The sequence below is a fragment of the Enterobacter sp. 01-M-02-SI-ECC genome (assembly GCF_047530595.1).
In the GTDB taxonomy this organism is placed as follows: Bacteria; Pseudomonadota; Gammaproteobacteria; order Enterobacterales; family Enterobacteriaceae; genus Enterobacter; species Enterobacter cloacae_M.
The window spans coordinates 143,898-161,265 of sequence record NZ_JBLKCZ010000004.1 but is presented as its reverse complement, the minus strand read 5'-3'; the positions used below and the strand labels follow the sequence as shown (position 1 = coordinate 161,265).

The window sequence follows — 17,368 nt, the reverse complement described above, 5'->3', positions numbered from 1 at the left end:
CTCATGGTAGTTTACACGTTTTCTGCAGGGTGCTGCACTCGTTGTTCCGCAGGACGGATCCGGAACCAGATCGCATACATCGCGGGCAGGAAGACGAGGGTGACGATCGTCCCGCCCAGCGTGCCGCCTATCAGCGTGTAAGCCAGCGTGCCCCAGAACACCGAATGCGTCAGGGGAATGAACGCCAGCACGGCGGCTATGGCGGTCAGAAGGACCGGGCGCGCGCGCTGGACCGTCGCTTCAACCACCGCCTGGAACGGCTCGAGGCCGTCCTTCTGGTTATGATCGATTTGACCGATCAGGATCAGCGTATTGCGCATAAGAATGCCGGAAAGGGCGATCAAGCCGACCAGCGCGTTGATGCCAAACGGCTGATTGAAAATCAACAGCACGGGCACTACGCCAATCAGCCCCAGCGGCGCGGTTAAGAACACCATCACCATCGCCGAGATTGAGCGCACCTGCAAAATGATGATCAGCAGCGTCAGGGCAATCATGATCGGGAACAGCGGAATCATTGCCTGCGTGGCTTTACCCGATTCCTCAATCGAACCCGCCATGTCTATTCGGTACCCGGGCGGCAGCGCATCAACAATCGGCTGGAGCTGCTTCATGACGGCGACCGACACATCCGGTGGCTGAAGATTGTTAGCGATGTCGCCCCGCACGGTAATCGTCGGGGTGCGATCGCGGCGGCGCAGGATCGGATCTTCCATACCGATCTCAATCTTGCCGATTTGCGACAGCGGAACGCGCTGTCCCGCATTGCCGACAAGGGTGAAACCCTCGATTTTTGCCGGATCGAGACGGATGTCTCCCGCCGCGCGGCCAATAACCTCTACCGAGCGAATATCCTCTCGCACGGAGGTGACGGGCACGCCTGAGAGCAGAAACTGAAGCTGATCGGCAACGGCACTGGAGGTCAAGCCGGTCGCCTGCAGGCGGTTTTGATCGAGGGTGAAATGCAGGACAGGAACGCGTGAGCCCCAGTCGGTGTTGACGGTTCTCATCATCGGGCTTGCCTGGAGCACGGCTTTCACCCTGTCAGCGATGTCATGCACCTGTTCGACATCCGGCCCCGACACGCGCCAGGCAACCGGGAAGGGCGAGTACGGGCCAAACACCAGCTGCGTTACCCGTACGCGCGCTTCGGGGGCAAGGCCGTTGGCGACAGCTTCTCTCAGCCGGAGCTTGAGCGCCTCGCGCGATGTCTCGCTGTCCGTCAGGATCACGATTTTCGCAAAAGACGGGTCGGGCAGTTCTGGCGCCATCGCCAGATAAAAACGGGGCGAACCCTGACCAATATAGGCCGTGACAATTTTGGCTTCGGGCTGCTGGCCCAGCCACGCTTCGATTTTTGCGGTTGCGGCGCTGGTTTGCTCAATCGAGGTACCGTAGGGCATCTGCACCTCAACCAGTACTTCCGGGCGATCGGAGGTCGGGAAGAATTGTTTTTTAACCAGCCCCATACCGAGCACGGCAAGAATGAAAATGGCGACCACCGATCCGGCCACCCGCCATTTTCTGGCGATAACGCGGGCAAGCAGCTGGCGAAAACGGTTATAGCGAGGCGTGTTATAGATGGCGGCATGACCCCCTTCTACTTTAGGGATCGCCGGCAGGATCTTCACCCCAAGATAGGGCGTGAACACCACCGCGACAAACCACGATGCAATCAGGGCGAGGCCGACAATCCAGAACATATTGCTGGTGTATTCCCCTGCGGTCGACTGGGCAAAGCCATTCGGCATAAAGCCAATGGCCGTCACCAGGGTACCGGCCAGCATGGGCGCAGCGGTATGGCTCCAGGCGAAGGCCGAGGCTTTGATTCTGTCGTAACCTTCCTCCATTTTCACCACCATCATTTCGATGGCGATGATGGCATCATCAACCAGCAGGCCGAGGGCGAGGATCAGTGAGCCCAGCGTAACGCGGTCAAAGTTTATCCCCGCGGCTTCCATCACCACGAAAACGACCGCCAGCGTCAGCGGGACCGCCGCCGCAACGACAACACCCACGCGCCAGCCCATGCTGATAAAACACACCACCATGACCACAAGCAGGGCGACGAAGAATTTGATCATGAACTCATCGACCGACGAGCGAATATTCACGGACTGGTCGGTGACCTTGGTCAGGGACATGCCCAGCGGCAGGCTATCATTTATTTTCGTCGTTTCCGCATCCAGCGCTTTCCCCACCGCCAGACCGTTCCAGCCTTCACGCATCACGATGCCCAGCAGAAGGGCGGGCTCATGCTGATTACGTATCAGCATCGTCGGGGGATCTTCGTAGCCTCGCTCAACCGTTGCCACATCGGACAGCTTGAGCGTTTTGCCCTGAGCCACAAAAGGCGTATCGCGGATTTTCTGCAGTTCATCGAACGCGCCGTCCAGGCGGATAAAAATCTGCGCGCCTCGGGTCTCAATGGAGCCCGCCGCGGCTAACGCGTTTTGGCTGTTGAGGGCGTTGAAAATATCCTGCGGTGAGAGCCCTATCGTCGCCAGACGGTCGTGGGAGAAGGAGATGTAAATCCGCTCGGCCTGTTCGCCGATAATGTTCACTTTCTTCACGCCGGGAACGTGCAGAAGCTGCTGGCGCAGGCCTTCGGCATCGCGTATCAGCTGCCGCTGCGGTTCGCCTTTCGCTTTCAGAGCAAAGAGGGCAAAGGTGACATCCGAGAATTCGTCATTGATCATCGGGCCGATGACGCCCGCCGGAAGTCGCTGAGATTCATCTCCAAGCTTCTTCCGCGCCTGATAGAACTCCTCCTGCACTTCGGCAGGCGGGGTCTTGTCCTGCAATGACAACGTGATAAACGCCATGCCGGGACGGGTATAGGTTTCGGTACGGTCATACCATTTGAGTTCCTGCAGGCGTTTTTCCAGCGGTTCGGCGACCTGATCCTGAATTTCCTGCGCGGTGGCGCCCGGCCAGACGGTTACCACCGTCATTTGCTTTACCGTGAAGGGCGGATCTTCCGCGCGTCCGAGCCCAAAGAAGGCGTAAATTCCGGCAATCGTGACCAGAACGATCAGAAACAGCGTAATGGAACGTTCGCGGACGGCCAGCGCCGACAGGTTGAAGCGGCTTCCGCTCATGGCGTATTCTCCGCCAAGGCGGCACTGCGTTGCTCGGCAAGCCTGACGACCTCACCTTCGTGCAGAAGATGGGCACCTAACGCAACAATCTTCTCACCGGGCTTCACGCCGCCCGTGACCTGCGCCGCATCTTCACCCACGCTCAGCACCCTGACGGGCGTCCATGCGACCTTTGCCGGCTGGGCGGAAATGCGCCAGACGCCGGGACCTTTTCCTGCATCATAGAGTGAAGCCAGCGGGACCTGCATGACCTGACCTTCCGCTTTATTGTCCTGAATGTTCAGCGTGACGGTCGCCCCCAGCGGCGCGTTCGCCAGCAGGCCATCCAGCACGTAGCGGGCTTCATACGTGCGGGTCGCGGCATCGGCCGAGTCAGACAGCAGGCGCAGCGTTGCGGTGACAGGATGTTTTTCATTGCCATACAGCGTGGCCTGCGCTTCGCTGCCGACGGCAGGACGCAGCGTTTCCGGAAGCTGGACGAGCGCTTCACGCTGTCCCGCTCTGGCGAGCCTGATCGCCACCTGTCCGGCGCTGACGACCTGACCCGGCTCGGCGAGCGTCTCCATGACCACGCCGTCTGAATCCGCCAGCAGTACGGCATAGCCCGTGGCGTTTTGCGCCACGCTGGCCTGCGCCCGGGCGGCGCTGAGATCGGCCCTGGCCGTGTCGGCCGCCGCTTTGATCTGGTCATACTCCGAGGCAGACACCGCGCCGGACGCCACAAGACCGCGATAGCGCGCCTCATCGCTGGTGGCTTTGCGCGCGCGCGCCTGAGCCGCATCCACCGCGCGCTGCTGCGCCTGAGCCTGTAATTTCAGGTCAACCGGATCCAGGCGCAGCAGGGGCTGGCCCTGTTTGACGGTCTGCCCCGTCTCGACCAGCCGCTCAAGGATTTTTCCCTGGACTCTGAAACCTAAATCGCTTTGCGTTCTTGCGACCACCACGCCCGTGAAGGCGCGGGCGCTATTGTTCGCAAGCTCGACGGAGGCGGATCTGACAAGCGGTGGCTTTGTGCGCGGATCGTCACTCGCGGAAATATCGCCGCACGCCACCAGGGCAAACGGCAGGAGACAAACGGCAACGCGGGCTGAAGTGAGCCTGAGCATGGGAAACCTTTTTGACGTAACAGGACGGTATCCGCATTCTCTGACTAGTGACCAAAATTGTCAATGGTCACAAATCAGGGGGCCAGGCTTCTTAAAATCAGTGAAGAGAGTAGCACTGCCGCCGTGGGGGCCATTTCGAGGTTGTACTGCAGCTGAACGGGGTTAATGTAAGGGCACATCACCATGTAGACGGCAAATGTGACCTCATCCAGCGGCGTTTTTCTTTCAAACTCGCCAGCCTGCCTGCCTTCGATAATGATGCTCTCGATCAGCTTCATCAGGCTTTCACTGTATTTTTGGGTTGACGGCCACTGCTCCTGCGCGGCGACGGCGGCAATGTCGTATAGCTTACGGTCGTGGAAAAACAGCTCGCTTCCCGCCTCGGTGAGCGCTTTGAAAAGGCGGCGTAATTTTTCGCTTGCTGACGGCGCATCCTCGATGGCGGAAAGCACTGCCGCCATGATCAGCTCCAGGCGGTTAGCGCAAATCACCTCGCCGATAGCCTGTTTGGAATCGAAAAACTTATAGATGTAGGACTTTGAAAAACCAATAGATTTAGCCAGTTCGGCGACGGTGGTTTTTTCATAGCCGTAGTGACCGAAGTGCTCAAAAGCCGCTTCGACGATTTGCTCTCTGACAGCGTGGTCAAGGGGGCCACGTGATGATGGGGGATTAATATTTTTAGTCATTATTTAAGCTTAGCGTGACGGGCTTCGATTAACAACGAGTGACCATTTTGAGATTTGGTTACCGTCATTCATCATGAAACGTTCAGACGGGACGATCAACCAGATGCGGTAAGTGTATCACTGTTTTTCGTGCACTATGGCATCTATCTGTCTGCGATAAGCGAGGATTTCAGCGCAACTCCCTTGCGCTGAACAGAGCCGTTTTTGCTTAAGCCGAGCGCGGGCGCAATATTTTTTCAACGATAAGCACCAGACGCCTGCGCGTCACGAACCGGTGTAGCTGCCCCAGAAGCCAGTTACCGCATCCGGTAATCAGGTAGCTACGGTTACTCTCCATGGCCTTCAACGCCAGGGTGACCACCTTGTGAGCGGGCATTCGTTTACCTACCGAGGCTTCCTCAGCATTCACCACATCAAAAAAGGCCGTATCCGTTGCGCCGGGGCAAAGCGCCAGGACGCGGATGCCCTTTGAGCGATATTCTCCCCACAGCGCGTTCGAAAACGAGAGCAGAAAGGCTTTGGTTGCGCCATAAATCGCCATATAGGGATCCGGTTGCATCGCGGCCGTTGAGGCAACGTTAATAATCACCCCGGAGCCCTGCTGCAGCATTCCCGGCAGCAGGGCGTGAGTCAGCTCCACGGGGGCCATGCAGTTTACGTTAATCTCATCACGCTGCCTGTCGATTGACAGCTTTTCGAATGGCCCGTAGGTGGCGAACCCGGCGCAATTAATCAGAATGTCTGGGACGCGTCTTAAGGTTTCAAGCCGTTCCACAATATGGGGAATGGCTTCCGGCTTCACTAAATCCTGCACGATAATCGTGATGGAGGCGCCGTGCTTTCTGACCAACTCTGCGGCAAGCGCCTGCAGCTTTGGCTCGCTGCGGGCGACGAGGATCAAGGCCACGCCTCGGGCGGCGAGCTGCCTGGCGAAATCACGACCGATGCCCGAAGATGCTCCGGTAATCAGCGCTGTTTTTCCTGTATAATCAAAAGAATTCATATCTTTAATCCCGTTTCCCTAATGTATTCCGCACAGGATAAACCGTGCACTTAGGTACACGATCAAGCGTGATTTTTCCAGGGTGAGGGCGACGCGATGCGAATTGGTTAACTGTGTGCGAAAACGGGATTGTCGAAAGAGACGGTGCGTTACTATGAGCGACAGGGGCTATTAGAGAATATCCCGCAGCCTAATCGCAGCAATAACTACAAAGTTTATTCCGCCGTCGATTTACAGCGTTTAAACATGATCAAGCATGCCAAAATGCTGGGCTTTACCTTAGCCGAAATTGCAGAGGTTTTAGCTGTCTGGGTTGACGACAACTTTACCGCTGAGCAAAAACAGGCTTCTCTGCGCCGCAAGCTGCAGCAGCTTGAAGAGAAAGAAGCGACGTTAATTGAACTCAGAGCCAGGTTGAAAAACGCCCTAAATAAGGTCGGCCAGCCTTGCGTCGACACGTTTTGATCGCCGGGTGAGAGGAGGCCGCAAAACCGATGCGGCCTTATCTGTCAGGCAGCCAGTTCAGGCATCTGTTCCTTCACGAAATTCAATACTTTCCTCGCGTCGAGAGAGGCATAGGGCAGGCTCTCAATAATGGCGATTGAGCGCGTATTGCCCACCTTTTCTTTTATCTCATCGAGTTTGTACTGAATGTGCGGCGCGATGAGGAAACCATCGAAAGCGGGAGCGACGCTGGCGAAGTTATCCAGCCCAACAGCGCTAATCATCAGCGGATAGCCTTCGCGTTCTGCCAGAGACTGCATCTTTTTGGCGAGAGAGTTTGCGGTATTACCAAACAAACAACAGATCAGAAGCTTTTTCATATTTTTTACCTCCTGAAAACCGCACACAGAGTAGTCCTGAGGTTGTCAGCGAAATGCGCGCCATCTCTTATTTTGGCGAGAAATTAACCGCAGATGCCTGACGCGATTTAATTTTACTGCTTTTTTAGCCAGTCGAGAAAAAACTGGCTAAAAGCCGTGACCTGAAGCGGCTGCAGTTTGCGCTGGGGGTAAACAAGCTGCAGGCCGACATCTTTGCGATCGTATCGGCTAAAGCCGGTGAAGCTGTCGGCAAACAGTACCGTGAGCCTTCCGGTTTCAACATCGTCTTTGACGTCCCACCACGATTTCCCCGCGATGCCAGCTCCGCTGAGTGCCCACTGGCGAAGTAAAGCCCCGTCGTCGCACACCATGGCTGGCTCTACGCGAACGACGCTTTCCTCGCCATCTTTTTCAAAGCGCCATTCGTTCATCACCACGCCCTGAGACTCAAGCGCCAGGCACCGGTGCTGAGCTAAATCGGCAAACGTGGCGGGGATGCCGCGTTCGCTTAGATACTCCCCGGAGGCGACCAGCACCCGATGGTTCGGGCGGATGTTTCTGACGACAAGGCTGCTGTCCGGCAGGTTGCCAAAACGCACGCTCATATCCAGCCGGTTAGCGACCAGGTCCTCAACGTGTTCTCTTAACGAGATGAAAAATTTAACGTCGGGATGGCGTCGTGAGAATTCCACGACGGCGGGGCTAAGATACTGTCTGCCAAAGTCCGAGGGCGCAGAAAGGCGAATGTTGCCGCTGAGCACGCCTTCCTTTTGCGTCAGTAACGACTCGGCGTGATGCACTTCTTCCAGCACGCGCAGCGCGGCATGGTAAAACTCTTCCCCGGCGCGGGTCAGCGTGATCGATCGCGTTGAGCGGTGAAACAGGCGCGTCTGGTAACGCTCCTCAATCGCCTTCAGCCTGGCCGTCATGGTGGCCGGAGAAAGCGACAGGCGTCTCCCGGCGGCAGAAAGACCGCCGGCCTCGGCCACTTCAACCAGTAACGCCATGTCTTCGAGTTTGCCCATTTTTCATATTTTCCGAAAAGTGCATCTGCTTTTAGCGTAATTATCAAAACCAGATGCCGCCTGTAAAGTGATTTCATCCAAACCATAAGGGATGAAAACATGCAACGTATCTCACTTTTTGAACGTTACAGGCTGGTTCAGCAAGACCTGAAGAACCGTATCGTCATGGCGCCGATGACCCGCGCGCGCTCCCTTCAGCCGGGAAATATTCCCTCTGCGCTGATGGCGGAGTATTACCGGCAGCGGGCCAGCGCCGGATTAATCATCACGGAAGCCACCCAGATTTCGCCTGAGGGCCAGGGATACTCATGGACGCCAGGCATCCATTCGCCTGAGCAGGTTTCAGGATGGCAGCTCACGACGGGCGCCGTGCATCAGGCGGGCGGGGTGATTTTTTCGCAGCTCTGGCACGTCGGGCGAATGTCGCACGCCAGCTTTCATCTGGATGGTCAGCCCGTCGCCCCGTCAGCACTGGCGCCGGACGCGCAGGTGTGGGTGGTGAACGAAAAGGGCGAAGGCCAAATGGTTGACTGCCCGCAGCCGAGAACCCTCTCGCGCAAGGACATTCACAGCATCATCGCGGACTATCGTCAGGCGGCACTGAATGCCGTTCAGGCCGGGTTCGACGGCGTGGAGGTTCACGGCGGAAACGGCTATCTGATCGACCAGTTTCTGCGTCAAACCTCCAACAAACGCACGGACGAGTACGGCGGCACGCTGGCGAACCGGATCCGCTTTGCTCAGGAGGTGTTAAGCGCCATTGCCGAGGCCATTGGCCGCGAGCGTACGGGCATTCGCCTTTCCCCGTTTATTACCCAGCGCGGGATGAACGATCCGCAGGTGACTGAAGCCATACTCGCTCTCGCAGCCTGGTGTGAACAAAAAGGGATTGCGTTCATCCACCTGGCGGAAGCCGACTGGGACGATGCGCCGCAGGTACCTGAGCAGTTCCGGCAATCGCTTCGCGAGACCTTTAGCGGAACCCTTATTGTCGCGGGGAACTATGACCTTCAAAAAGCGGAAAAGATCCTTGCTGCCGGCTATGCCGATTTGATTGCCTTCGGACGGCCGTTTATTGCCAACCCGGATTTACCCCACCGGCTGGCGCACCAGCTGCCTCTGGCCCAGGTCCGCGACCCCGCTACGCTGTTTGGCGGCACCGCGACGGGATATACCGATTACCCCATTTACAACCAGCAGGAGGAAACGTTATGACCCGTAAAACCTTAATTATCGGCGGCGCTTCCGGCATCGGTTTCGCCGTGGGCAGCCTGCTTGCCAGGCGTGGCGAGGAGATTATTCTTGCGGGCCGCGACGGCGCGAAGCTGGGCGCTGCGCGGCAACGGCTGAGCGCCCACGCCGCGTCTGTTCATACCTTCGTGCTGGATATCAGCCGTGAGGCAGAGCTTGTCGCACTCGGTGAAACGCTGGGTGAGGTCAATAATATTGTCGTTACGGCGGGTTCACAGGCTCCGGGAGGGCTTCTTTCCGGGCTGGATCTCCGCGCGGCAAGGCTGGCCTTTGATACAAAATTCTGGGGAAGCATCAATGTCGCCCGCTATCTCGGCGGGAACATCGCCCCCCGCGGTACGCTGACGTTCACCAGCGGGTTCGTGGCGCGTCGCACCGTGGCGGGCGCCATTGTTAAAACGACGATGAATGCCGCCATTGAGGCCGCGACAAAAGTGCTGGCGAAAGAGCTTTCACCGCTGCGCGTCAACGTCGTGAGTCCGGGGCTGACCGACACGGAAGCGTATGCGGGCATGGACGCCGCCGCGCGGGAAAAAATGCTCGCTGGCGCGGCGGAAACCCTGCCGGCCAAAGCCTGGGGAAGGGCGGAGGATATCGCTCAAGGGTATCTTTTCGCCATTGATAATCCCTTTGTCACGGGGTCGGTCATTGATATTGAGGGCGGGGCGTTAATTAACTGACCCTCTCTGATTTGAACCGCAGGAAATCGACTGCGGGTAATGTAATACTCTATTGAGAGATATCATGAAATATACGACGTATTTTCATTCGGCTGTAGCGATGGTTATTTTTGCAGGTCTGTCGGGCAATGCGATTTCCGCGCAGGGGGAATGGCTGCAGCCGAAGCAGCTAATTGTGGACAACAGCCTGCCGCAGGCGAAATTAAAGACGAATGAAGCCGTCGCCAGAGAATATGCTTCATTCTGGAACACGGGTAATGAAACCCTGGCGCGTAATGCCCTGGCGGCAGGCTTTATTGATAAAACGCCTCCGGAAGGGCGTAAGCAGGGGGCGGAAGGCGCTATTTTAGCTTCCCGCGCGTTTCGTGCAGCCGTGCCTGATTTACGCTGTGACGTTGAGCAAATGATTATTTCAGGCGATCGCGTGGTTTCGCATTTACATTTTCACGGCACCTTCACCGGAACATTTGGCAAGCTGAAAGGAAAGGGGCAGAAAATAGATTTTATCGCCACGGATATTTATGAGATTGGTGACGGTAAGATCGTAGCTAACTGGCATATTGAGGACAACCTGACGCTGATGAAACAGCTGGGCGCGCTGTAAGGTCATCACTCCGGGGCGGCCCGGAGTGATGCGAAAATCCTATAAGCCAAGATCGCTCAGCGAAGGGTGATCGTCCGGGCGTCTGCCCAGCGGCCAGTGGAACAGCCGCTCAGAGGCTTTGATCGGCATATCGTTTACGCAGGCAAAGCGTCGCTTCATCAATCCGTCCGGCTCAAACTCCCAGTTTTCATTGCCGTAAGAGCGGAACCAGTTGCCGGAATCATCATGCCATTCATAGGCATAGCGCACCGCGATCCGATTCTCCGTAAATGCCCAGAGCTCTTTAATCAGACGATAGTCCAGCTCTTTTTTCCATTTCCGCTCCAGAAACGCCTGGGCTTCTTCACGGTTGGTGGCGAACTCTGCGCGGTTACGCCATTGGGTATCCAGCGTATAGGCAAGCGCGACTTTCGCCGGGTCGCGGCTGTTCCAGCCATCTTCTGCCAGTCTGACTTTTTCGATGGCGCTTTCACGAGTGAAGGGCGGTAAAGGAGGACGTGTGTTCATTGCGATTACCTCAGCGTTATATTATGTAGACAGGTCTGTCTACTTGCGGTAATCTATGCCTGTGAAATAACGCTGTCAACATTCTTTTTGAGGCTAGCCAAAAGTGAAAACAGAACCCGCAGGCAACGATACAAAAATCAGCGTCAGAGATAAGATATTACTCACGGCGCACGATCTGTTTTATTCCACGGGCTTCAGGGCGACGGGTGTGGATACGCTGATTAAAGCGTCTAAAGTGACCAAGGTGACTTTCTATCGTCATTTTCCGAGTAAGAGCTTGCTTATTCTCGCCTATTTGCACTATCGGCATGAAATATGGATTAACTGGTTTGAATCCACGCTGCGTCGACATCTCGATGAAGGCGAAATACCTGCTGATGCGATATCTGCAACGCTTTACGAATGGTTTATTTCGCCCGATTTCCACGGCTGCGCGTTTATTAACGCCAGCGCAGAGGCGAAATCGGAAGATATTGAAAGCGAGATAAAAGAGATATGCCGCAGTCATAAGTCAGAAACAAAGAAAATTATTGCCTTGCTGACGAAGAGTGCAGATGAGCGCGTCGTCAATGAAATCATGCTGCTCATTGACGGCGCAATTATTCATGCACAGATGGGCATGGATTCAGAAGCGGTAAAACATGCGTTAAAAAAGGGCCTGGAGAAACTGTCCGATCGGTGATATTCCCCGGTGCTTAATCAACTCGCGCACCGAGCCGATTAAGCACCCGCGTTACACTGTCGGAATGGTGCCGCCATCAATCACAAATTCAGTACCGGTGATACTCGCAGCATGCGATGAAGCGAGGAAGACGATGAGGTTGGCCACCTCAATCGGTCTGGCAGGGCGTCCGAGCGGTATTCCACCTAACGCCTTCATAATAATCTGCTTACCGCCTTCGTAGTCTGTTCCTGCCTGCTTTGCCAGCCTCTCCGCCAGTGCAACTGCCGCTTCAGTTTCGATCCAGCCGGGCGCAACGCGCACCACCCGAACGCCCTTCGGTGAGACTTCCTTTGAAAGACTTTTACTGTAGGTTGAGAGGGCTGCTTTAGCCGCCGCATAACCCGTTGTTGATTCCGGTAACGGCAGCTCGCGCTGAATAGACGTCACGTGAATAATCACCCCATTTCCCTGCGCGAGCATTCCGGGAAGCAGGGCGCGATCTAAGCGTACTGCAGGCAACAAATTAAGATTGAGCTCCTGCTGCCACTCTTCTTCGCCAAGCGCAGCAAAACCGCCACCGGGCGAGGTTGAACCGCCCGCAACATGGATAATCACGTCGACGCCTCCCATCTGTTCCTGAACCGCAGATGCGACAGTGGCACATCCAGCGACCGTCGTAAGGTCAGCGGCGACGAAAGTATCTGCTATATCTACGTCCGGCTCGTGGCGCGCAGTGGTGAATACCGATGCACCGAGTTGTTTTAAAAGCCCGACGACCGCTTTTCCGAGCCCTTTCGTGCCAGCGGTAACAAGCACGCGTTTGCCTTTAAAATCAATATCTAATGACATAACCTTGCACTCCCGTTGTTTACAGTACAGGTATATTCAACATAGACTGAGAAATTGACAAGTACGCACGAAAAAGTGAGCTACTGAAGTATGAGTAAGTTATATAGTCCGGAATCTGCCGCGAGCGGCGTGGAGCAAGTGTTACGGCTGCTGGAAGGCCGCTGGAAATTAATTATTCTTTTTCATCTTTTCGACGGAAAAGTGCAGCGCTACTCTGATTTCGAAAAACTGATCCCCGGTATTTCCCAGAAGATGCTGGCGCAGCAGCTCAGGCAACTTGAATCCGATGGTATCGTTTCGCGGATGGTCTACCCGCAAGTGCCACCGAAAGTGGAGTATCGCCTCACCGATTGGGGTCAGGCATTATGTCCGGCGCTTGATGCCATGCTGAAATGGGCAGAAAAGCGCGAGGCTTACGCAAGCCAGTAAACCCGGCGGCCAGCACGCTGCAATGGGATAGCGTTGCCCGTGACCCATTTATGCAAAGGAAACGAAAAATGAGAACACTGAAGCGATGCCTTGGCTGCGTGGCTGTTGTGGTTGATGACTACGATCGTGCCATTGAATACTACACAGATAAGCTGGGTTTTACCCTCGTAGAAGATACGCCGCAACCGGGTAAACGCTGGGTGGTCGTCTCACCCAACCCGGAAAGCGACTGCAATATTTTGCTGGCTCGCGCCTCTAACGAGAGGCAGGGAGGCTTTATCGGCAATCAATGCGGCGGCAGAGTTTTCCTCTTCCTTCAGACGGACGATTTTTGGCGCGATTACCGTGCCATGAAAGACAAAGGCGTTCAATTCTGCGAAGAACCTCGTGAGGAAGAGTACGGTACGGTGGTGGTGTTTGAAGATATTTACGGCAACCGCTGGGACCTCTTTCAACATGCCCAACGCGGGTGATTACCAGGGATACCTTACATGACTCTTCGAATTCGCCAGGCCTCCGGGGCCGATTCAACGCTTTTAAGCGAGCTGGGATACCGAATCTATCCCGCCCATTTTCAGCATCTGTGGGTGTCAGACGCAGAGATGAAGGATTTTCTCGACGGCGAGTACGCGCTTTCCGTACTTGAACAGAGCCTGAAAGAGAACGCTGTTTCCTGGTATGTTGCCGAGACCGATCGGCCAGTGGGATTCATGAAAGTGACCTGGGAAGCCCTGCTCCCGGAAACGGACAAGAAGGGGGTTCTCCTCAACAAGCTCTACCTCGATCCCGCCGAGACCGGCAAGAACTATGGCCAGGTGATGTTCAACAGCATCACCGACATGGCCCGGAGCAGGGGGAAAGACTATCTCTGGCTGGAAGTGCTTGAGCAGAATGCGGGAGCGTACCGGTTCTACCAGAAGCAGGGCATGCTCTGCGTTAATAACGTCCTTTTCGAAACCGCTTCACAGCAGAGCATTCTCAGAATTATGGGGATGTCTCTTTAGGGCCAGGGCTCTCGTCGCGCTGTGCCAGCGATAGCGCGCTGGCGCTGGCGGGATCGAACAGCGAGAGGCTCTCAATCTGATTGAGTAAAATCACCTTCCGGAATGACATGGCGCTGCGATGTTCGGAGTCGAGCGTGATGTCATGCTCCGCATACCACCTGCTGTAGTTATTCTCGATGCGAAAGTTCATCGTCTTCGCGTCTCTGTACCCGCTTAACATCGGGATCAGCACGATATTGGCCGTTTTTTCATATTCCAGCGTCGCGGTGTGGATCATGCCGACATAAATCCGTCTCGAGCGGAGCGTGACCTGCGCCAGCTCGCCTTGTTCCATACACTGGTATAGCAGTTGTTCGATCCCGCTCGACTGCGCCAGACGTTTGTAGAGCTTTTTCCGGCTTTCGCCGTCCAGCCTGGCGCTGCCTGCCCAGTTAGAGCGGTAGAGGCAAAACAGGATGGCGAACGCCAGCATCACGACAACCGGCGCCTGAATGCCTAAAAAACTCCAGTTCATAAAGTCGATTTGCCAGTCGGTATATTTCGGTGAGGCAAAGTGGAAAGCGTTGTTGGCGGCGGAAAGGGCGAGCAGGAGCAGCCAGAGCAGACCGGTGGCAATCACGCCCTGCAGAACGAAAATACAGCCGTACAGCGCCACCAGGAAATAGACGTCCCAGCCAATGGAGCGCTTGATTTTAAAACGGGTCGACAGGTCGCGGCTGGTGTACCAGTACCCGCATACCATCAACACCATAAATATCGCCGTTCCCATATCAGGCCCTCTTCAGCATGTTGACGTGACGCAGAAAATCCTGCCGCACCTCGTTGCTTTTGTAGTTCACCGAGGCGTTCCCGTCCTGGTCGATAATGATGCGATCGCCATCTTCGACGGCTTCAATGATTTCCTGCTGGCTCATCACCTGCAGTAAGGATTCCGGGCTGGAGAAAAGGGAGAGAAAGAAACGTTTCATGCGGGCATCCTTATGAATAAAAAGGATAAGCCTGGAAGAAGACCGGCGAGTTCGCCTTAAGGATATCCTGAAAGTTAAAGCCGGGTGGCGGTTACACCTTACCCGGCCTACAGAATTCACTCTTTTGCCTATTACTAAGCCATTGACATATATATAAAATAAAAAATAAATCACCACAAACTTGGACAAATAACATTAATTGTGTAAGTTTTAATTATGCGATTACGCCACGTTGTTTACAGCCAGGATGTGACCCATGAGCACTTTGCCCTCTGTCGTGAGTCGGTTTGTTGAGTACTACGCCGCACTGGATAGCCAGCCGCCGTCCGCGCTGGTGGGGCTTTACCATTCGAATGCCACGCTTATCGATCCGTTTGGCGAGCATGACGGGATTTTCGCGCTTCAGCGCTATTTCACCCATCTGCTGGCCAACGTCGAGAACTGCCGTTTTTCTATCGATCCGCCGCTGTGCAGTGGGAACCGGTTTGTTGTCACCTGGGTGATGCACTGGTCGCATCCGCGCATTGCCGGAGGTGAGCCGCTCGATCTGCCGGGGTGCTCGGTGGTAGAGACGGAAAACGATCTCATCACGCGCCAGCGCGACTACTACGATGCGGGAGAGATGATCTACGAACATCTCCCGCTGCTGGGCTGGGCGGTACGCGGCGTGAAGCGGAGGGTTAAATCATGAAGACGGTGCTGATTACCGGCGCAAGCTCGGGCATTGGCGCCGGGCTGGCAAAATCCTTTGCCGCTGACGGCTACCATGTGATTGCCTGCGGGCGCGATCCGGCGCGTCTGGAAGCGCTGCATCAGACCTGCCCCAATCTTACCGTTCGTCTGTTCGATATGACGGACCGGGACGCCTGTCGCCAGGCGCTGACCGGCAGTTACGCCGATCTGATTATTCTCTGCGCCGGTACCTGCGAATATCTCGACCAGGGCGTGGTGGACGCAGCGCTGGTAGAGCGGGTCATGAACACCAATTTCCTCGGGCCGGTGAACTGTCTTGACGCGCTGCAGCCGCAGCTGGCCTCTGGCAACCGCGTGGTGCTGGTGAGCTCCATGGCCCACTGGCTTCCCTTCCCGCGTGCTGAGGCCTATGGCGCGTCTAAAGCCGCGCTGAGCTGGTTTGCCGAAAGCCTGCGCCTGGACTGGGAGCCAAAAGGCATTGCCGTGACGGTTGTTTCCCCGGGCTTTGTCGATACGCCCCTGACGCAAAAAAACGATTTCGCCATGCCGGGCAGGGTGACCGTCGACGAGGCGGTGAAGGCGATCCGTATCGGGCTGGCGGCCGGGAAAATGCACATCGCGTTTCCGTCCGGGTTTGGCTTCATTTTGCGGCTGCTCTCCGGGCTGCCTGCGTTTCTACAGCGCGCGCTGCTGCGCAGGATGGTGCGTTCATGAACATTGCGATTATCGGCAGCGGCATTGCCGGGCTGACATGCGCCTGGCGCCTGGCCGGGCATCATCAGGTGACCCTGTTTGAAGCGGGATCCACACCGGGCGGCCATACCGCAACGGTTGACGTGACGACGCCCCAGGGCACATACGCGATCGATACCGGTTTTATCGTCTACAACGACCGCACCTATCCGCGCTTTATGGGCCTGCTCAGCGAGCTGGGCATCAGCGGGCAAAAAACGCAGATGAGCTTTTCGGTACGCAACCCCGAAACGGGGCTGGAGTACAACGGTCACACCCTGACGTCGCTGTTTGCCCAGCGCCGCAACCTGGTGAATCCGGCGTTCTGGCGTCTGCTTGGCGAGATCGTCCGCTTCAATCGTCTGGCAAAACAGGCGCTGGACGGGGAGGTGGACCCGAACGCCACGCTGCAAACGTTTCTGGACCAGCACGGCTTCACGCCGTTTTTTGCGCGCCACTACATTCTGCCGATGGGGGCCGCCATCTGGTCCTCGTCGCTGCAGGAGATGAAGCGTTTCCCGCTGCCGCTTTTCTTACGTTTCTTCCAGAACCACGGGCTGCTGGATATCACCCATCGCCCGCAGTGGTACGTGGTGCCGGGCGGCTCGCGGGAGTATATCCGCGCCATGCTCGACAAGCTGGGCGACCGTCTGAATCTGCATCTCAATTCACCGGTGCAGCGGGTGAGCCGCCACGAGCACGGGGTTACGCTTCAGCTTGAAAACGGCAGCCATACCTTCGATCGGGTGATTTTTGCCTGCCACTCCGCCAGCGCTCTGGCGATGCTTGATGACCCGACGCCCGCAGAGCGCGAGGTGCTGGGCGATATCGGCTGGCAGCGCAACGAGGTCGTTTTACACAGCGATCCGCGCTGGCTGCCGGTGCGGCAGCGCGCGTGGGCCAGCTGGAACTACCGCCTGAGCGCGGAGGAACAGGCCAGCGCCTGCGTCACCTACAACATGAACATCCTGCAGGGGCTGCCTGCGGGCAGTCCGCTGTTCTGCGTTACCCTCAACCCGGACGCGCCTGTAGATGAACGCTTCGTTGTGCAACGCTTTGTCTATGAACATCCGCTGTTTAACCCGCAAAGCTGGCGGGCGCAGGCGCGGCGCGGCGAGATCAACGGTCACAACCGGAGCTGGTACTGCGGGGCTTACTGGTACAATGGTTTTCATGAAGATGGCGTGCGCAGCGCGCTGGACGTGGTCAACGCGATAGCGGCCGGAGAGGGGAACTGAG

Annotated in this window: 21 protein-coding genes; 11 read left to right on the top strand and 10 right to left on the bottom strand. The window is 56.4% G+C overall.

Annotation, left to right across the window (positions count from 1 at the left end):
• Window positions 1-11: 11 nt before the first annotated feature.
• The 4 genes from ACMWLG_RS08175 to ACMWLG_RS08160 all read right to left on the bottom strand — a co-directional run bounded on the left by ACMWLG_RS08175 (window position 12) and on the right by ACMWLG_RS08160 (window position 5,899).
• The gene (locus ACMWLG_RS08175) at window positions 12-3,101 is read right to left on the bottom strand and encodes an efflux RND transporter permease subunit (RefSeq protein WP_045399055.1); all 3,090 of its coding nucleotides are present in this window, start codon (window positions 3,099-3,101) and stop codon (window positions 12-14) included.
• The gene (locus tag ACMWLG_RS08170; RefSeq protein ID WP_045399058.1) at window positions 3,098-4,207 is read right to left on the bottom strand and encodes an efflux RND transporter periplasmic adaptor subunit; all 1,110 of its coding nucleotides are present in this window, start codon (window positions 4,205-4,207) and stop codon (window positions 3,098-3,100) included. Before ACMWLG_RS08170 ends, ACMWLG_RS08175 begins: the two co-directional genes overlap by 4 nt.
• 74 nt (window positions 4,208-4,281) lie before the next feature.
• Window positions 4,282-4,896, bottom strand: a complete 615-nt coding sequence (locus ACMWLG_RS08165) for a TetR/AcrR family transcriptional regulator (protein ID WP_045399060.1) — start codon at window positions 4,894-4,896, stop codon at window positions 4,282-4,284.
• A gap of 208 nt (window positions 4,897-5,104) precedes the next feature.
• On the bottom strand, window positions 5,105-5,899 hold the full coding sequence (locus ACMWLG_RS08160; RefSeq protein WP_045399062.1) for an SDR family NAD(P)-dependent oxidoreductase: 795 nt from the start codon (window positions 5,897-5,899) through the stop codon (window positions 5,105-5,107).
• 111 nt (window positions 5,900-6,010) lie between these two features.
• Here ACMWLG_RS08160 and ACMWLG_RS08155 point away from each other — a divergent pair, with 111 nt between their 5' ends.
• On the top strand, window positions 6,011-6,364 hold the full coding sequence (locus tag ACMWLG_RS08155) for a MerR family DNA-binding protein (protein ID WP_258007002.1): 354 nt from the start codon (window positions 6,011-6,013) through the stop codon (window positions 6,362-6,364).
• Window positions 6,365-6,408: 44 nt separating this feature from the next.
• On the opposite strand, the gene ACMWLG_RS08150 is transcribed toward ACMWLG_RS08155, so the two are convergent.
• Together ACMWLG_RS08150 and ACMWLG_RS08145 are read right to left on the bottom strand one after the other, a co-directional pair.
• On the bottom strand, window positions 6,409-6,723 hold the full coding sequence (locus tag ACMWLG_RS08150; protein WP_045399064.1) for a PTS sugar transporter subunit IIB: 315 nt from the start codon (window positions 6,721-6,723) through the stop codon (window positions 6,409-6,411).
• A 113-nt stretch (window positions 6,724-6,836) separates the two neighbouring features.
• The gene (locus tag ACMWLG_RS08145) at window positions 6,837-7,748 is read right to left on the bottom strand and encodes a LysR family transcriptional regulator (protein ID WP_045399066.1); all 912 of its coding nucleotides are present in this window, start codon (window positions 7,746-7,748) and stop codon (window positions 6,837-6,839) included.
• Between the two features lie 99 nt (window positions 7,749-7,847).
• Between ACMWLG_RS08145 and ACMWLG_RS08140 the strand changes: the two genes are divergently transcribed.
• The 3 genes from ACMWLG_RS08140 to ACMWLG_RS08130 all read left to right on the top strand — a co-directional run bounded on the left by ACMWLG_RS08140 (window position 7,848) and on the right by ACMWLG_RS08130 (window position 10,283).
• On the top strand, window positions 7,848-8,963 hold the full coding sequence (locus ACMWLG_RS08140; protein WP_045399069.1) for an alkene reductase: 1,116 nt from the start codon (window positions 7,848-7,850) through the stop codon (window positions 8,961-8,963).
• Complete coding sequence (locus tag ACMWLG_RS08135) at window positions 8,960-9,679, top strand: SDR family oxidoreductase (RefSeq protein WP_045399072.1); 720 nt, start codon at window positions 8,960-8,962, stop codon at window positions 9,677-9,679. Before ACMWLG_RS08140 ends, ACMWLG_RS08135 begins: the two co-directional genes overlap by 4 nt.
• A gap of 64 nt (window positions 9,680-9,743) precedes the next feature.
• Complete coding sequence (locus ACMWLG_RS08130) at window positions 9,744-10,283, top strand: ester cyclase (RefSeq protein WP_045399076.1); 540 nt, start codon at window positions 9,744-9,746, stop codon at window positions 10,281-10,283.
• 39 nt (window positions 10,284-10,322) lie between these two features.
• Here ACMWLG_RS08130 and ACMWLG_RS08125 read toward each other — a convergent pair whose 3' ends face one another.
• A complete protein-coding gene (locus ACMWLG_RS08125) occupies window positions 10,323-10,790 on the bottom strand; it encodes a DUF1348 family protein (protein WP_023311608.1) in 468 nt (155 codons plus the stop codon).
• Between the two features lie 103 nt (window positions 10,791-10,893).
• Here ACMWLG_RS08125 and ACMWLG_RS08120 point away from each other — a divergent pair, with 103 nt between their 5' ends.
• A complete protein-coding gene (locus ACMWLG_RS08120) occupies window positions 10,894-11,472 on the top strand; it encodes a TetR/AcrR family transcriptional regulator (RefSeq protein WP_023311609.1) in 579 nt (192 codons plus the stop codon).
• A gap of 51 nt (window positions 11,473-11,523) precedes the next feature.
• On the opposite strand, the gene ACMWLG_RS08115 is transcribed toward ACMWLG_RS08120, so the two are convergent.
• Window positions 11,524-12,303, bottom strand: a complete 780-nt coding sequence (locus ACMWLG_RS08115; RefSeq protein WP_045399080.1) for an SDR family oxidoreductase — start codon at window positions 12,301-12,303, stop codon at window positions 11,524-11,526.
• Between the two features lie 90 nt (window positions 12,304-12,393).
• On the opposite strand from ACMWLG_RS08115, the gene ACMWLG_RS08110 reads away from it, so the two are divergent.
• The 3 genes from ACMWLG_RS08110 to ACMWLG_RS08100 all read left to right on the top strand — a co-directional run bounded on the left by ACMWLG_RS08110 (window position 12,394) and on the right by ACMWLG_RS08100 (window position 13,736).
• Window positions 12,394-12,732: a winged helix-turn-helix transcriptional regulator gene (locus ACMWLG_RS08110; RefSeq protein WP_023311611.1), complete on the top strand. Its 339-nt coding sequence runs from the start codon at window positions 12,394-12,396 to the stop codon at window positions 12,730-12,732.
• A 68-nt stretch (window positions 12,733-12,800) separates the two neighbouring features.
• Complete coding sequence (locus tag ACMWLG_RS08105) at window positions 12,801-13,205, top strand: VOC family protein (RefSeq protein WP_045399083.1); 405 nt, start codon at window positions 12,801-12,803, stop codon at window positions 13,203-13,205.
• 18 nt (window positions 13,206-13,223) lie between these two features.
• Window positions 13,224-13,736: a GNAT family N-acetyltransferase gene (locus ACMWLG_RS08100; protein ID WP_045399086.1), complete on the top strand. Its 513-nt coding sequence runs from the start codon at window positions 13,224-13,226 to the stop codon at window positions 13,734-13,736.
• Here the strand turns inward: ACMWLG_RS08100 and ACMWLG_RS08095 are convergent.
• Both ACMWLG_RS08095 and ACMWLG_RS08090 read right to left on the bottom strand, forming a co-directional pair.
• Window positions 13,717-14,505, bottom strand: a complete 789-nt coding sequence (locus ACMWLG_RS08095) for a hypothetical protein (protein WP_045399087.1) — start codon at window positions 14,503-14,505, stop codon at window positions 13,717-13,719. The genes ACMWLG_RS08100 and ACMWLG_RS08095 overlap by 20 nt on opposite strands.
• Window position 14,506: 1 nt before the next feature.
• Window positions 14,507-14,704, bottom strand: a complete 198-nt coding sequence (locus tag ACMWLG_RS08090; protein WP_023311615.1) for a hypothetical protein — start codon at window positions 14,702-14,704, stop codon at window positions 14,507-14,509.
• A 256-nt stretch (window positions 14,705-14,960) separates the two neighbouring features.
• Here ACMWLG_RS08090 and ACMWLG_RS08085 point away from each other — a divergent pair, with 256 nt between their 5' ends.
• Genes ACMWLG_RS08085 through ACMWLG_RS08075 form a run of 3 tightly spaced genes read left to right on the top strand, consistent with a single transcriptional unit; the run spans window position 14,961 to window position 17,367 of the window.
• Window positions 14,961-15,395 (top strand): nuclear transport factor 2 family protein, encoded by a 435-nt coding sequence (locus ACMWLG_RS08085; protein WP_045399090.1) that lies wholly within the window; start codon window positions 14,961-14,963, stop codon window positions 15,393-15,395.
• A complete protein-coding gene (locus ACMWLG_RS08080) occupies window positions 15,392-16,111 on the top strand; it encodes an SDR family NAD(P)-dependent oxidoreductase (protein ID WP_045399092.1) in 720 nt (239 codons plus the stop codon). Before ACMWLG_RS08085 ends, ACMWLG_RS08080 begins: the two co-directional genes overlap by 4 nt.
• Window positions 16,108-17,367, top strand: a complete 1,260-nt coding sequence (locus tag ACMWLG_RS08075) for an NAD(P)/FAD-dependent oxidoreductase (protein ID WP_045399095.1) — start codon at window positions 16,108-16,110, stop codon at window positions 17,365-17,367. Before ACMWLG_RS08080 ends, ACMWLG_RS08075 begins: the two co-directional genes overlap by 4 nt.
• Window position 17,368 lies beyond the last annotated feature (1 nt).

Excerpts from the sequence above, each read along its gene's own strand:
- ACMWLG_RS08175 (WP_045399055.1), bottom strand. The coding sequence starts at position 3,101 with ATGAGCGGAAGCCGCTTCAACCTGTCGGCGCTGGCCGTCCGCGAACGT.
- ACMWLG_RS08170 (WP_045399058.1), bottom strand. The coding sequence starts at position 4,207 with ATGCTCAGGCTCACTTCAGCCCGCGTTGCCGTTTGTCTCCTGCCGTTT.
- ACMWLG_RS08165 (WP_045399060.1), bottom strand. The coding sequence starts at position 4,896 with ATGACTAAAAATATTAATCCCCCATCATCACGTGGCCCCCTTGACCAC.
- ACMWLG_RS08160 (WP_045399062.1), bottom strand. The coding sequence starts at position 5,899 with ATGAATTCTTTTGATTATACAGGAAAAACAGCGCTGATTACCGGAGCA.
- ACMWLG_RS08150 (WP_045399064.1), bottom strand. The coding sequence starts at position 6,723 with ATGAAAAAGCTTCTGATCTGTTGTTTGTTTGGTAATACCGCAAACTCT.
- ACMWLG_RS08145 (WP_045399066.1), bottom strand. The coding sequence starts at position 7,748 with ATGGGCAAACTCGAAGACATGGCGTTACTGGTTGAAGTGGCCGAGGCC.
- ACMWLG_RS08140 (WP_045399069.1), top strand. The coding sequence starts at position 7,848 with ATGCAACGTATCTCACTTTTTGAACGTTACAGGCTGGTTCAGCAAGAC.
- ACMWLG_RS08135 (WP_045399072.1), top strand. The coding sequence starts at position 8,960 with ATGACCCGTAAAACCTTAATTATCGGCGGCGCTTCCGGCATCGGTTTC.
- ACMWLG_RS08130 (WP_045399076.1), top strand. The coding sequence starts at position 9,744 with ATGAAATATACGACGTATTTTCATTCGGCTGTAGCGATGGTTATTTTT.
- ACMWLG_RS08125 (WP_023311608.1), bottom strand. The coding sequence starts at position 10,790 with ATGAACACACGTCCTCCTTTACCGCCCTTCACTCGTGAAAGCGCCATC.
- ACMWLG_RS08115 (WP_045399080.1), bottom strand. The coding sequence starts at position 12,303 with ATGTCATTAGATATTGATTTTAAAGGCAAACGCGTGCTTGTTACCGCT.
- ACMWLG_RS08110 (WP_023311611.1), top strand. The coding sequence starts at position 12,394 with ATGAGTAAGTTATATAGTCCGGAATCTGCCGCGAGCGGCGTGGAGCAA.
- ACMWLG_RS08105 (WP_045399083.1), top strand. The coding sequence starts at position 12,801 with ATGAGAACACTGAAGCGATGCCTTGGCTGCGTGGCTGTTGTGGTTGAT.
- ACMWLG_RS08100 (WP_045399086.1), top strand. The coding sequence starts at position 13,224 with ATGACTCTTCGAATTCGCCAGGCCTCCGGGGCCGATTCAACGCTTTTA.
- ACMWLG_RS08095 (WP_045399087.1), bottom strand. The coding sequence starts at position 14,505 with ATGGGAACGGCGATATTTATGGTGTTGATGGTATGCGGGTACTGGTAC.
- ACMWLG_RS08090 (WP_023311615.1), bottom strand. The coding sequence starts at position 14,704 with ATGAAACGTTTCTTTCTCTCCCTTTTCTCCAGCCCGGAATCCTTACTG.
- ACMWLG_RS08085 (WP_045399090.1), top strand. The coding sequence starts at position 14,961 with ATGAGCACTTTGCCCTCTGTCGTGAGTCGGTTTGTTGAGTACTACGCC.
- ACMWLG_RS08080 (WP_045399092.1), top strand. The coding sequence starts at position 15,392 with ATGAAGACGGTGCTGATTACCGGCGCAAGCTCGGGCATTGGCGCCGGG.
- ACMWLG_RS08075 (WP_045399095.1), top strand. The coding sequence starts at position 16,108 with ATGAACATTGCGATTATCGGCAGCGGCATTGCCGGGCTGACATGCGCC.